Genomic DNA, 13,362 nt, shown 5'->3' on the forward strand with positions numbered 1-13,362 from the left:
TTACCTATTGTGTGTTCGATTAAGAAGTGAGGGTGCTCCGCAATAGGATAATTGCGAAGCAATAGAAATTATAAGAATTCGTCAGCACCGCCAGACAACATGAGCTCACCAGCATCCGCCATTCGACGGGCAATTGCTAAGATTTCTTTCTGAGCGGCTTCTACATCTGCCACTCGTACTGGCGGCATCGCTTCTATATCATCACGCATCATATCAGCAGCACGTTTAGACATGTTCTTGAAGACTTTCTCACGTAACGAGTCATCTGCACCTTTGAGTGCTTTTTGCAACACGTCTTGTGGTACGTCACGCAGCAACTTCTGAATACCTTGGTCGTCCACTTCGACTAAGTTTTCGAAGACAAACATTAGGTCTTGGATTTGCGTCGCCATGTCTTCGTCCTGATCGCGAATTTGTTCCATCAACAAACCTTCAACGTTGTTGTCTAGGTAGTTCATGATCTCCGCTGCTGCTTTCAGGCCGCCAATTTTGGCTGCTTGTGCACCCGCTTGACCCGCGAACTGTTTCTCCATGATTTCGTTCAGCTCTGCCAATGCTGATGGCTGAACTTCTTCAAGGTTGGCAATACGCATCATCAGATCCAAACGCACGCGCTCAGGGAACTGAGACAAAATCTCTGCAGATTGGTCTGCTTCTAAATAAGACAGTACGATAGTTTGAATCTGTGGGTGTTCATTGACAATAATGCTCGCCACTTGGCGTGGGTCCATCCATTTCAAAGAATCCAAACCTTTTGAGCCCGTACCAAGTAGGATCTGGTCAACTAAGTTGTTGGCTTTGTCTTCACCAAGAGCGGCAACCAGTGCATTACGCATAAAGTCTTCGCTGCCCATACCAATGTTGGTGTATTTCTGGATATCCTCCAAAAACGCACGATGAACAGCAGATACCTTGTCTTGGCTGAGATCCTTCGCGCGAGCCATCGCACTACCAACACGCTGAACCTGTTTTGGTTCTAGGTGACGGATAATGCCAGCTGCATCTTGTTCATTAAGGCTCAGTAGCAAAATTGCCGCTTTTTCTTCGCCAGTAATGGTTGAAACATCCAGCTCTACTGGCATTCCCGCGGCGTTGTCATCTTGAGGTACGATATCGTTAGCCATTGTCATTCATCCAGTTTTTCACTACTTGAGCAGCCAGTTCAGGTTCATTCGCAACCAGAGCGCGAACCGCTTTCAATACATCTTCATCTTTATGAAGGTTTGGCAAATCAATACTTGAGCCAAACTCGAACAGTTCGCTGCTTTCGATGTCACTGCCAATCAAGCTAGTTTCACCATCCGCACCAATCGGCAAGCCGTCTGGTCCGTACATTTCGTCTTCATCATCGCTGGTAGGGTTAAGCAATTTCTTCATTGCTGGGCGAACCAGAACCAACACAACCACAATAATCACTAATGCACTTGCGAACCAACGAACCCAATCACTGAAGTTAGGGTGCTCCCAAATTGGTGGTTCTTCTAGCTGCTCAGCCTCTGGTTCAGCAAACTTTACACTCAATACATTCAGCAAATCGCCACGGCCTTGATCAAAGCCAACGGTACCAATTAATACTTGGCGAATGGCATTGATTTCAGATTCGGACATTGGGGTATAAGTCACTTCACCCGTATCAGGGTTAACTTGACGACGGTCTTTAATCGCAACAGAAACGGTCTGACGAGCCACCGTCCCGGTCTGCTTTCGCTCGTGGCTGATGGTGGTATCTAGCTCAAAGTTACGCGTGGACTCTTTACGAACTGACCCCTGCCCCATGACAGAACCATCTTTCATTTGAGCCACATCTTGCGGAATAGAGGCATCCGCTGGAGGCTGATTACTCAACGCACCCGGAATACCCGCTACCATGTTACCGTTATTGTAATCTTCGAGTGCGTACTCACTGCGGGTCGCAGGGGTGTTTGGATCAAAACGTTTGCGAGTTTGTTCAACCGCACTGAAATCCATTTGGATATCAACCTGCGCCGTATAGTTGCCATAACCTAAAATGGGTAATAGTACGGAATCAATTTTTTCGCGCAGCGCTTGCTCTTGGCTGCGTTCTAATTCTTGTTCTTTGCGTCGCGCCGCAGAAGCAGGATCTTGGGAGCCTGAGCTGAGTAAGCGGCCATGCTGATCTGTGACGGTAATTCGAGAAGTTTTCATTCCCGGCACGGCACTCGCTACCATGTCGACAATAGAATCCACTTCTTGCTGCTTAAGGTTAGTGCCTGTCGACAATGTCAAAAATACCGACGCAGACGCTTCTTGGTTATGACGCACAAACACGCTGTGCTTTGGCAGTGCCAATAACACTCGTGCTTTGCGAACTTGCTTCATCTCTTCAATTGCTTGAGCTAATTGGCGCTCTCGACTGAGTTTCAGACGCTCTTGCTCAAGACGTTGTGAAACACCAAAGCCCATGTCTTGCAGCAAAATATCATCGCCTGCTTCTGTAGCTTGGTTAACGCCGGAACGAACCATGCCAAGTTTGATCGAGTTGTACTCACTCGATTCAACAGAAACAGTATTGCCATCAAGCTTATAATTGATTTTCTGCTGGTCCAGATAATCCAGAACGGGGATCAATTCTTCGGTCTCATACGCACCAAGTGGGCGCATCTCCGGTTCTTTGACCCAAAAGAACAGCATCACGATCAATGCAACACAGATGGATATCGACAGCACAAGCACAACCTGACGAAGTAAATCGAGGTCGCCCACTGCCATATCGAATTTTGACGCACTGCGCTCCTCTAGATCTGGATTTTGACTTTCCACATCCACATCGGAACTTGCTACCAGTGCACCATCTGAGCCGCCTTCAGTGACGGTTAAATCTGTAGACTTGTCTGCCACACTTATTACCTAAATTACACTGGCATGTTCATGAGGTCTTTATATGCCTCAACGAGTTTATTGCGAATTTGAACCGTCGCATCAAAAGCGACACTAGACTTGTTACGAGCGATCATAACGTCAGAAAGGGATACATCGGCATCACCACGATCAAAACGGGTTTGTAAATCACCAGATGCTTTTTGAAGTGTGTTCACGTTATTGATGGCTTTAGTTAGGAGATCGTTAAAATCCGCTCCAACTTTCGCCCCACTTGCAGTAGGAGCCGTATTGGTTGCTTCTACCATCATGGCGCGCATTTCTGCCTGAATACCATCAATTTTCATTAGCACCTCTAAGCCAAAAGATTGACTATTAACAAAACTGATTATTGACACAGCAATTAACGTGCCATTAGACATTGGCAATCAATTTACTTACACTTTTTGTCTTATGGCCGTTGTCTGTGTTAATTCGGGATATCTATACCAGCATCACGCATTTTGGCAAGCTTATAGCGCAAGGTTCGAGGGCTTATACCCAGTTTCTCCGCCATTTCTTTGCGTCGACCATTACACTCAACCAAAGTCTCCAAAATAATGGCGTATTCTTGATCGCGCAGCTCGCTGCCTAAGCCTTCTCCACCAGTTACTGGGCGGCTGACACTCTCAGCTTGAGCAACTGGCTTAACATTGGGCACGACCATATCTGCGTTTTGCACCACGTGTTGCAAGCTATTGGCATCTTGCCAATCTACGCCCTCAAGCAAAATGTGCTCTGCATCGATGTCGCCATTTTCACTTAATATCAGCGCTCGTTGAACCACGTTATCCAATTCACGAACATTACCCGGCCAAGGGTATTGCAATAGTTTTTCTAACGCAACGGTCGAGAATTGAGGCACTGGCATGCCCATTTTGCTGCAATGACGCTCAGCAAGATGCTTGGCAAGCGGTGCAATATCGCCTTTACGTTCTTTAAGTGCAGGCCACGCAATTGGGAATACATTCAGGCGGTAATATAAGTCCTCTCTGAAGTTTCCTTCTGACACGTATTGCTTAAGATCACGGTTACTCGTCGCTAACACACGAACATCTAACTTGATGCTTTTGCGACTGCCTAGGCGCTCTACTTCTCGCTCTTGCAAAACACGCAACAACTTCGCTTGCAGGTTCAGGTCCATTTCGCTGATTTCATCAAGCAAGATTGTGCCACCTTGCGCTTGTTCAAACTTTCCTGGGCATGCCTGAACAGCACCAGTAAATGCGCCCTTTTCATAGCCAAACAGTGTTGCTTCGAGCATATTGTCAGGAATCGCGGCACAGTTAATTGCGACAAAAGGACCATTTTTACGATTTGACGCGTTGTGAATATAACGCGACATCACTTCTTTACCTGAGCCACTAGGACCTAGCACCATAACATTCGCATCTGTACGTGCCACTTTATCGGCCAACGCGAGTAAACGTAGACTTTTCTCATCAGCAACGATAGCGTCACCGTTGTCATCACTTTTTATCGGTGCATAACGACTGACCATATTTAGCAACACTTCTGGTGCAAATGGTTTCGCCATGTAGTCAATTGCGCCATCTTTCATTGCAGACACGGCATCTTCAATGTTGGCGTACGCCGTCATTAGCAATACTGGTAAGTTAGGCCAATTCTGCTTGATGCTTTTGAGCAGAGCTAAGCCACCCATACCCGCCATTTGCACATCAGAAACGACGATATCAACTGTATTCGATTTCAGCTTTAACAGTGCATCTTCAGCACAGTCCGCTTCCAACCACTCATACCCTGCCAGAGCCAGAGTATCGACTAGGGCTTCACGAAGACCTTCATCGTCTTCTACGATCAGCACTTTGCTTTGCGCCATTATGATTCTCCAGAAATTGTTATTACCAAAAGCCGCTTATTGCGCTTCTGTTTGCACTCGCTCTAGCGGAATGCACATGGTGAAGCAGGCTCCATCACCCTGCTCTGAAATAAGTTCCAATCGACCGTCATGGGCACGGCAAACCATTTGAACAACTGCCAACCCTAATCCAGTTCCTTGAGAACGTGTGGTAAAAAATGGCTCCATGATTTTGGCTTGCAGCTCTTCGGGCACACCCGGTCCGCTGTCTTGCACAGAAATGCGTAACTCACCATTTACCGGGCGGAAAAAAATATCGACTTGCGATTCTTTACCAGACATTTGAATCGCATTCATGACCAGATTACTTAATGCAGATGCAATGGCGTTCGCATTGCCTAGTAGCTCAGTTTGTTCTTCTTCCACTTCTAGGCAGTAATCAATACTGTTGTTTTTTAGCGCGGTTTCGACCATCGGCTGATATTCCGCTACCAACTGGGCAATCGTAAATGGCTTAATGACTTTATTATCACCACCTTTAGCAAAAAGCAGCATATCATTAACCTGCTTTTCCAAATCGTGCAGTCGATCCATTAATTTGGTTTGGAAGCGATCTTTTGTCGCTGGAGGAAGATTTGGCGCTCCCAAATTGGATGCATATAACATAGCGCTCGACAGCGGCGTTCTTACTTGGTGAGCAAGCGACGCAACCATACGTCCTAACGACGATAAGCGCTGTAAATCACTGACACGAGCTTGAAGTAAACGGGTTTCGGTTAAATCGGTAATCAGGATCAATTGACCTGTTGTGGACGCCGAGATGGCGAGTCGAACTTTACGGCCATTACGTAATGAAACTTCGTGGCCATCATCTTCACGTGGGTCAAACACCGCCTGGATAACGTTGAACCATTTTTCGTTAACCAGTGGAATCTCAAGAATTCGGTGCGCTTCTGGATTTGCTTCACGCACTACTCCGTACGTATCGAGCAAAATCACTCCAGCAGGCATCACATCGAGCACCTGTTTGTAGCGCTCAACCTGATTCTCTACGGAATCTAAATGGGATTGATTGGTGTTGTTATCCATTACTGCCTGTCGAAATATCGCCGCTAAAACTAAAATAGCTTGGTAAGCAATTAGCGTACCAAGCTATTTTTTATATTTATCAGGACGTTAAGCTATCGACAATAAGTTGACACTCAGAGATAACGGTTTTGGATGCCAGAAAAACGATGTTAACTAGCACAAGTGATAATTCAGATATCGTCTTAAAACTTCACTTTACCTAGCGCTGTAAGTTGTACTTACGCATTTTTTCCACCAGCGTAGTACGTCGCATACCCAGCATGTCGGCCGCTCTTGCTACAACGCCACCCTGCGCTTCTAATGCTTGGCTGATCATATTAACTTCTAAATCAGCCAGCAGCTCTTTCAAATTAACCCCTTCCGGTGGCAGCGCTTGCGGGGCGTTCATGCTGTGATCAAGGTCGTCTTGATCTTCAAAGCTAAAATCTTCAGAGAAGATATCTTGGAATACATCACGCTCTTGCTCTTCCACCGAAACAAATGGATTGCTCTCTGGTTGGAACTCTGGGATGTCACTGTAGCGATATTTGGTTGGTAGATGGTTTACATCCACTAAGCTATTTGGATACAGAATAATCATTCGCTCAACAAGATTAGCCAACTCGCGTACGTTGCCCGGCCAGTTATGCTCCATCAGTGAGTTGATTGCACGAGGTGTAAAACAGATAGGTTGTCCGCCCTCCGCCTCTAAACGTGTCATCAGTTCTTGCAGCAGCAATGGTATATCTTGTTTGCGCTCTTTCAGCGCTGGCATCTCAATCGGAAACACGTTCAGACGATAGAACAAGTCTTCTCGGAACGTGCCTTCTTCAATCATATTTTCTAGATTACGGTGTGTCGCCGCCACAACTCGAACATTTACCTTGATGGTACTATTGCCACCTACACGTTCAAAGCAGCGTTCTTGCAATACACGAAGCAACTTTACTTGCATCGACATTGGCATATCGCCAATCTCATCAAGAAAGATCGTGCCACCGTCTGCGAGCTCAAATCGACCTTTACGGGCAGTTAACGCACCAGTAAACGCGCCTTTTTCGTGACCAAATAATTCGCTTTCTAGGAGCTCAGGCGGTATTGCACCACAGTTAATAGGTACAAATGCGCCATCGCGGTATGAAGAGTGATAGTGGATGTTACGCGCAACAACTTCTTTACCTGTACCGGACTCACCTAAGATCAACACGTTTGCTTCCGTGTTTGATACTTGCTCGATCAGGTGTCGAACTTCTTGAATACCTCTACTTTGACCAACTAAGCTGCGAAAAAGCGTGTTTTTGCGTGCACTAGCAACAACATTCACTCCTTTTCGCCCCAGAAAATCTTTGCAGTGGCGTAACGCTTCACTAAGCTGTGGGTAATTAAGCGGCAGCTCTAGTTCACCAACAAAATTTGGAAGATCATCAACAGGCAAAGGAAAACGGCCCATGACTAGAAGAGGGATGTGGTAAGCGCTGTTTAAATGAGAGATAACCGTACTCGCCGCTTGACCTGCTGGAATATTACCAACAATACAGCACGACCATACGCTAGACCAATCAACATCGCTGAGCTGATCAGAACTGACCGCTTCGCAATTTTCTCCAACAAATTCCAATATATTGCTTAAATTTAAACGACTTGATGCGTCATCATCAATTACAAGCAGCTTTGCCAAACCATGCATAAGTAAGAATGATTGCCTTTATTTTAGGTGCGTTGCGGCCAAACCTTGATTTGCGCAATTGGGTGCTAAAGAAGGCAGAACCACCACACTCAATTTACGATAGACAAAATAGGAAAATCAGCAACAAAAAAGCCATTAGGGCTACTAATGGCTTCTATTTTATTTGAATATAAAAATAAGGCAACCAAGCAATGGAGAGGTGTGAGCTTGATAGAAACTTTGCTACACAACTCGTTGCGCAATTGACAAATATATTCGTCTAGTATCTTAACGCATTGTTTTGACTATTAAATACCAACTTCAGCAGCGGTAAGATTATGAAACTCTGTTGGGATTTGGTCCCAAGCGGACTTGATCTCACGGATAATGTCGATAACGTCGTCGATCAGCTGAGGCTCATTTTGATGGTTAGCAGCAGAAATTTGCGTGATCATAAACTCATACAGTGAATCTAAGTTTGAAGCAATATCACCACCGTCATCCATAGATAGACAGCTGCGTAGCGCGATAATGATGTCTAACGCTTTACCCAAGCGCTCACCTTTTGCTGGAATATTGCCTGCTTGCATGGCTGCTTTACCTTGAATAAGGCGCTCAATCGCACCAGCCATAAGCATTTGAATGACTTTGTGCGGAGAAGCCGCGCTAAGCTGGCTGTCGACTGATACCTTTTTGTATGCTTGCAAAGAACCGCGCATAGTAATCCTCTTTTAAATAAATTTTTTGTACTGCTGAAGTGAACGCTGGCCATAACGAAACTTATGGAGCTCTTTTCCGACCTTTGACGTTTCCGATTGCATCAGCTCGACAATTCTTTTGGTACGAGTTAGCAATGCTTGCCACTCTGCATCCTGCTTAACCAAAGGATTTTGATGAATAATTGGTAACAGGTTTTGCAATAACCGTTCCCTGATATCGGCCAAGCGAAGAATTTCTTCAGCATTAAAATCAATTTTTTCTAATTCTTGCGTAATTAGTTGATCTATATCACTAATTTCCATGAGTTCTTTTTGCATTTATTAACCCAACGCACTCATCAAAGCGCCTAACTGGCCCTGCATTTTACCGGTCGCATCTTGCATCGCGGTAAACTTCGCATGAGTACGCTTCTCTAGGCTTTCCATGCGGCGATCTAATGCCGCTTGATCGTCACTCAAACGGTAGTTTTGTTCTGTGAGACTTTTTTCTCGAGTACGAATACTGCCTGTAATACCTGTGATACCGTGAATCGCATCTTCTACTCGTTTAGCAAAACCTGTGTTGCCACCGAAGAACTTTTCTAACTCGTTGAAGTTATTGTTCAACTGGCGGTCTAGCATGTCATAGTTGATTTCTAGGGTGCCTTGACGTGTGGTCGTAATGCCAAATTCTGTTAAGGACTTTAGGTTTTCAGGTGCTTTATCGATTCGAGTAGAAAAGACCGATTTTAATCGTGAATCTGCACTGCGTACGGTGCTGTCACCTGACAACGGCCCTTTTTGACCAGTTACCGGATCCACACTCGCCAACGCTTGGGAGGTTTGATAAAACGAGTTATACGCTGCCACAAAGTTTTCGATATCGTTGCGTACACTTTGACGGTCGTACTCGACACCAATTTCAGCAGGCGGTTTATTCGGTTCTGATTTGCCTTTTAGTGTTAAATCAACACCTTCGATCGCATCTTCAATCACATTGTTGTGGCTAGATAGCTTTGCCACGCCATCAAGCAGAACTTCTGAATCTTGCCCTGCTTGTACTTCTGTCATCCCAAGGTATTCTTCAAAAGCAGATTGTGCCTTTGCGATTTTCGCTTCTGCTTCATCAATTTTTTCCAGACGCTCACGTTCTTGAGGATCAAGTTTAGCGCGATGAATTTGCTTAGCTTGCGCTTCGGAAAGTTCACCACGTGCCACTTTTTCGTCTAACGCTTGCTTTTCACTCGCAATTTTTTGCTCGATTTCCGCTTTTTCTTGCTCAAGAAGCTGCTTAGCCTCTTTCGTCGTAACGTAAGAATCGGTTAGGGTGCCCGATGCGGCATTATTCCAGCCTGGTACATCTGGTGCCTTCTCTATTGCCTTTTCGTCGAGTTCGAGCTCTGGTTCTTCATAAGAGTCCAACAAAGTACCTGACGCAGTTTCTGTCCACCCTGGAATTCTGTCTTCAGGGCGTAAGCTCGCGCGTCGGTTGGCTTCATCAATGGCTTCTTGACCAGCTTTGGCTGCTTCTGCACCCGCCGCAGAGATTGGCGCCTGCGATGCATCATCTTGTACATCGTCTGCCGCTTTTTGCTCTTCTGGAGGTAGAGGATTGCCGTTTACATCCAGCTCTTCTGCTGGTTGTTCCGGAAATTTAAGAGGACCTAAGACATCTTCCGCCGCTGAACGAGCTTCTTCAAGCGCGTTGACGCGGTCTTCAAGTGTTTGGTATTCGAAATATTTAAGAGGGTTGCCTTTTTCTGCCTCCACACTGACTCTGATTTGATGATCCTTACCAGAGAGGTTAGAAGCAAGGATAAGGCGTGGACCTTCGACGTCGTTAATAAGAGATGCACGAACGCCAGGGTTATCTTTAGCGCCATTGATGCCACGTACGACATCGATGAGCTTAGATCGGGAACGAACATCGATATTAAAACGCTCATCACCAAGCGAAATCTGCAGCTTACCAGGGCCAAATTTTGCGTCTTCTGGCAATACGTCAGAAGCGACTTTATGGCTCTGAGCAAGCTGCAACACATCGATAGCATATTTGCCAGCGATAGCATCTGTGGTTGCCGTGGCAGATACGATATTGTCATCGGTCGTTTCGACAGTGCGAACGGCAAATGCTTTCTCCTGGCGAAAGTTCGCCATGAGATTTTTCATCGTATCCAATGATTCTCTGAGTCGTCCGTAAGCACTGATACTGGCATTAATTGTCGTGCGTTCGTTGTCGATGCGTTGCTGCTTTGGTACGCGTTCGGCATCCACAATTTTGCTGACCATGGAATTAATATCCATGCCGCCAGACATCCCCAAAGGGCCTAAACTCATCAAATCACCTCTAAAAACGACTTACACTTTTTCAGTCAACAACCCGCTGTTGGCTGTGTGCTCAGCTAGGCGACGCAATACCACTAGCATTTCTTCATCAGGAATTTGACGAATCACGTCACCGGTATTGGCTTCATAAATCGTCACCACATCTCGTCCGGATTCTTCATCCACTCGAAATGCGACTCCTTTGTTTATGGACGTTACAAATTCATTCATTTGTGCGACCAATTTTTCACGTTCTTCTTTGTTCAGTTCTTGACGGCTTTCAGCCATCTCGATCGCAGCTTGAACAGAGAAATCGTATTCGGTGTTTTTCGCTTTTTGCGGCGAAATCTCACCATTTGAATTTGCTGGGCTAGACGTGCCTATATCATTGCCATTTTTATTTGCAAACTTTGTGCCATTTGGCGTGCCGTAAGGCTGGATGTTCGATGCGTAGGAGGATATATCCATTACAATCTCCCTTCCACCTTATGGGCTAACGATAGAATCTATCGCTTTGGTGCCCCAGCACTAAGGTGTTGACCTCAGGCTGGGTTTACCACTTAGCCCAACAAGCTTAGCGCTGCAGATGGAGACTGCTTCGCTTGAGCCAGGATTGAAGTACTTGCTTGCTGAAGAATTTGCGACTTAGTCATCGCAGTGGTTTCCTTCGCGTAATCAGTATCTTTAATACGGCTTTTAGACGCGTTAACGTTCTCGTTAATGTTGTCTAGGTTGCTGATTGCGTGGTTGAAGCGGTTTTGGAAAGCACCGAGTGAAGCTCGTTGGCTGTCTACGGACTTAAGAGCACCGTCGATAACCGCTACTGCTTCTTGAGAGCCAGCTACTGTGGTTACGTCGATGTCTTTCACTGTTACGTCTTTCGGGCCACCAAAGCCGATCTCGTCTGCTAGGTTGCCAGAAAACTCAACATCACCTTCAACTTTTTGAGAAGAAGCAAATACTTGTAGTTTGCCATCTTCGCCAACAGAGGCTTTTACATCATCGTTTTGACCGTTGATGTATGTCGCTAGCTGCTCAATATCATCGCCTTGCTTAGCGCTGATTGATAGCTCTTTCTCTTCACCCTGCTTGTTGGTGTAGCTCATTTTGAACTCTGTTTTCTCACCAACAGTCCAAGATGCGTCTTTACCCTCTTCTGCTGCGTAGCTCTTACCACCCATTGCTGAAGTGTCTGAGCGTAGGTTACCCATAGAAAGCATCACGGCTTCACCTGAGTCCGCACCGATTTGGAAAGATTGAGTACCGTAAGTACCGTTTAGAAGCTTGTTACCACCGAAAGAGGTAGTTTCAGCAATACGGTTTAGCTCGTCGTTTAGCGCTGTTACTTCTTCTTGGATCGCTACACGTTCTGCTTTTGAGTTAGAGCCGTTCGCCGATTGAAGCGAAAGATCACGCATACGTTGTAGGATGTTGGTAGATTCATTCATTGCACCTTCAGCAACCTGTGCAATAGAAATACCGTCGTTTGCGTTTTTCACTGCCATATCTAGGCCACGGCTTTGTGCATTCAAACGGTTTGAAATCTGTAGACCTGCAGCATCGTCTTTCGCGCTATTGATTTTATAACCCGAAGACAAACGCTCCATAGATTTTTGTTGACCGTCAGCTGCCTGGTTTAGGTAACGCTGTGCAGTCATCGCAGAAACGTTAGTATTAACGTTAATCGCCATAATTGATCTCCTTAAGGCTTTAGTGAATGTACCGTCGTGTCTCTCACCTCACTTAGGTACATCTCATTTCTCTCAGTCCCTTTAACGGCGACCGATGAATATCCTTTAGAAGAAATTTTCAATTTTTTGCGATTATTTTCTTTGGCTTACTGAAATGTGATGAAGCTCTAATGTCGTGATTCGCAGAAATCCTGGGGCCCCAAAAGACAGAAAAAAACCCAGCCGAAGCTGGGTTTACTCGCTCATCTCTCACCACGAGCCAATGAGGTTCTCGTCTTAGGTTTGAAATTAACCTAGCAGACTTAGCGCTGAGTTTGGCGCTTGTTTCGCTTGCGCAAGGATTGAGCTTGACGCTTGCGATAGAATTTGTGACTTGGTCATTGCCGTCGTTTCTTTCGCGAAGTCAGTATCTTTGATACGGCTCTTCGACGCATTCACGTTCTCGTTAATGTTGTCCAAATTGCTGATTGCGTGGTTGAAACGGTTCTGGAATGCACCCAGCTCTGCGCGGTGGCTGTCTACGTATTTCAGTGCTGCATCGATGATAGCAACAGATTCTTGTGCGCCACCAACTGAGGTTACGTCGATAGTATCTACCGTTACTTTTTTACCTTCGCCCAAACCTAGCTCACCAGATAGGCCGCCTGAAAACTCGACTTCACCTTCGACTTTGTTGTTGCCAGCAAAGATTTGCAGTTTACCGTCTTGGTCTACTGAGGCTTTCACTAGGTCAGTTTGACCGTTAATGTAAGTCGCAAGCTCTTCGATATCGTCACCCGCTTTTGCGCTGATGTTGATTTCTTGCTCTTGGCCGTAGCTGTCCGTTAGGTTGATTTTTAGGTCGTTCTTACCTTCAGCAACGTTCCAGTCTTTACCTTTACCACTTTCAGCTTGGTAGCTCACACCGCCCATCATTTTGTTGTCTGAACGCATGTCTTTTAGCTCAAGCATCACTGCTTCACCGTTATCTGCACCGATTTGGAACGATTTCGCGCCGTGGGTGCCGTTTAGTAGCTTGTTACCACCGAAAGAAGTGGTTTCTGCGATACGGTTTAGTTCGTCGTTTAGCGCGGTCACTTCTTCTTGAATCGCAACGCGCTCTGCTTTCGAGTTTGAACCGTTTGCTGATTGCAGAGACAAGTCACGCATACGTTGAAGAATGTTAGTGGTCTCGTTCATTGCACCTTCAGCAGTTTGTGCAATCGAGATACCGTCGTT

Annotated in this window: 12 protein-coding genes; all 12 read right to left on the bottom strand. The window is 45.9% G+C overall.

Annotated elements, in window-relative coordinates; all coding sequences use genetic code 11:
* Positions 1–68 precede the first annotated feature (68 nt).
* On the bottom strand, positions 69–1,124 hold the full coding sequence (gene fliG / locus R7H07_RS09105) for a flagellar motor switch protein FliG (protein ID WP_005380470.1): 1,056 nt from the start codon (positions 1,122–1,124) through the stop codon (positions 69–71).
* Positions 1,117–2,859, bottom strand: a complete 1,743-nt coding sequence (fliF, locus tag R7H07_RS09110) for a flagellar basal-body MS-ring/collar protein FliF (protein WP_005380462.1) — start codon at positions 2,857–2,859, stop codon at positions 1,117–1,119. Before fliF ends, fliG begins: the two co-directional genes overlap by 8 nt.
* Positions 2,860–2,873: 14 nt before the next feature.
* On the bottom strand, positions 2,874–3,185 hold the full coding sequence (fliE, locus tag R7H07_RS09115) for a flagellar hook-basal body complex protein FliE (protein WP_005384482.1): 312 nt from the start codon (positions 3,183–3,185) through the stop codon (positions 2,874–2,876).
* A 122-nt stretch (positions 3,186–3,307) separates the two neighbouring features.
* Complete coding sequence (locus R7H07_RS09120; protein WP_005394318.1) at positions 3,308–4,717, bottom strand: sigma-54-dependent transcriptional regulator; 1,410 nt, start codon at positions 4,715–4,717, stop codon at positions 3,308–3,310.
* A gap of 36 nt (positions 4,718–4,753) precedes the next feature.
* On the bottom strand, positions 4,754–5,785 hold the full coding sequence (locus R7H07_RS09125) for a sensor histidine kinase (protein WP_005380459.1): 1,032 nt from the start codon (positions 5,783–5,785) through the stop codon (positions 4,754–4,756).
* Between the two features lie 199 nt (positions 5,786–5,984).
* On the bottom strand, positions 5,985–7,451 hold the full coding sequence (locus tag R7H07_RS09130; protein WP_005384490.1) for a sigma-54 dependent transcriptional regulator: 1,467 nt from the start codon (positions 7,449–7,451) through the stop codon (positions 5,985–5,987).
* A 287-nt stretch (positions 7,452–7,738) separates the two neighbouring features.
* Positions 7,739–8,149, bottom strand: a complete 411-nt coding sequence (gene fliS, locus R7H07_RS09135; protein ID WP_005380457.1) for a flagellar export chaperone FliS — start codon at positions 8,147–8,149, stop codon at positions 7,739–7,741.
* Positions 8,150–8,161: 12 nt separating this feature from the next.
* Entirely contained in the window at positions 8,162–8,467 is a 306-nt protein-coding gene (locus tag R7H07_RS09140; RefSeq protein ID WP_206960006.1) for a flagellar protein FliT, read from the bottom strand.
* A gap of 3 nt (positions 8,468–8,470) precedes the next feature.
* The gene (gene fliD, locus R7H07_RS09145; RefSeq protein WP_053306694.1) at positions 8,471–10,465 is read right to left on the bottom strand and encodes a flagellar filament capping protein FliD; all 1,995 of its coding nucleotides are present in this window, start codon (positions 10,463–10,465) and stop codon (positions 8,471–8,473) included.
* Positions 10,466–10,486: 21 nt separating this feature from the next.
* Positions 10,487–10,921, bottom strand: a complete 435-nt coding sequence (gene flaG, locus R7H07_RS09150) for a flagellar protein FlaG (RefSeq protein WP_005384493.1) — start codon at positions 10,919–10,921, stop codon at positions 10,487–10,489.
* A 92-nt stretch (positions 10,922–11,013) separates the two neighbouring features.
* Entirely contained in the window at positions 11,014–12,144 is a 1,131-nt protein-coding gene (locus R7H07_RS09155; protein WP_005380449.1) for a flagellin, read from the bottom strand.
* Between the two features lie 288 nt (positions 12,145–12,432).
* A partial coding sequence (locus R7H07_RS09160; protein WP_206960004.1) for a flagellin occupies positions 12,433–13,362 on the bottom strand: 930 nt, incomplete at its 5' end.

The sequence above is a fragment of the Vibrio sp. Vb1127 genome (genome assembly GCF_033338735.1).
Lineage (GTDB): Bacteria > Pseudomonadota > Gammaproteobacteria > Enterobacterales > Vibrionaceae > Vibrio > Vibrio alginolyticus.

Coding starts and splice junctions, on each gene's coding strand:
- fliG (WP_005380470.1), bottom strand. CDS start 1,124: ATGGCTAACGATATCGTACCTCAAGATGACAACGCCGCGGGAATGCCA.
- fliE (WP_005384482.1), bottom strand. CDS start 3,185: ATGAAAATTGATGGTATTCAGGCAGAAATGCGCGCCATGATGGTAGAA.
- R7H07_RS09120 (WP_005394318.1), bottom strand. CDS start 4,717: ATGGCGCAAAGCAAAGTGCTGATCGTAGAAGACGATGAAGGTCTTCGT.
- R7H07_RS09125 (WP_005380459.1), bottom strand. CDS start 5,785: ATGGATAACAACACCAATCAATCCCATTTAGATTCCGTAGAGAATCAG.
- R7H07_RS09130 (WP_005384490.1), bottom strand. CDS start 7,451: ATGCATGGTTTGGCAAAGCTGCTTGTAATTGATGATGACGCATCAAGT.
- fliS (WP_005380457.1), bottom strand. CDS start 8,149: ATGCGCGGTTCTTTGCAAGCATACAAAAAGGTATCAGTCGACAGCCAG.
- R7H07_RS09140 (WP_206960006.1), bottom strand. CDS start 8,467: ATGCAAAAAGAACTCATGGAAATTAGTGATATAGATCAACTAATTACG.
- fliD (WP_053306694.1), bottom strand. CDS start 10,465: ATGAGTTTAGGCCCTTTGGGGATGTCTGGCGGCATGGATATTAATTCC.
- flaG (WP_005384493.1), bottom strand. CDS start 10,921: ATGGATATATCCTCCTACGCATCGAACATCCAGCCTTACGGCACGCCA.
- R7H07_RS09155 (WP_005380449.1), bottom strand. CDS start 12,144: ATGGCGATTAACGTTAATACTAACGTTTCTGCGATGACTGCACAGCGT.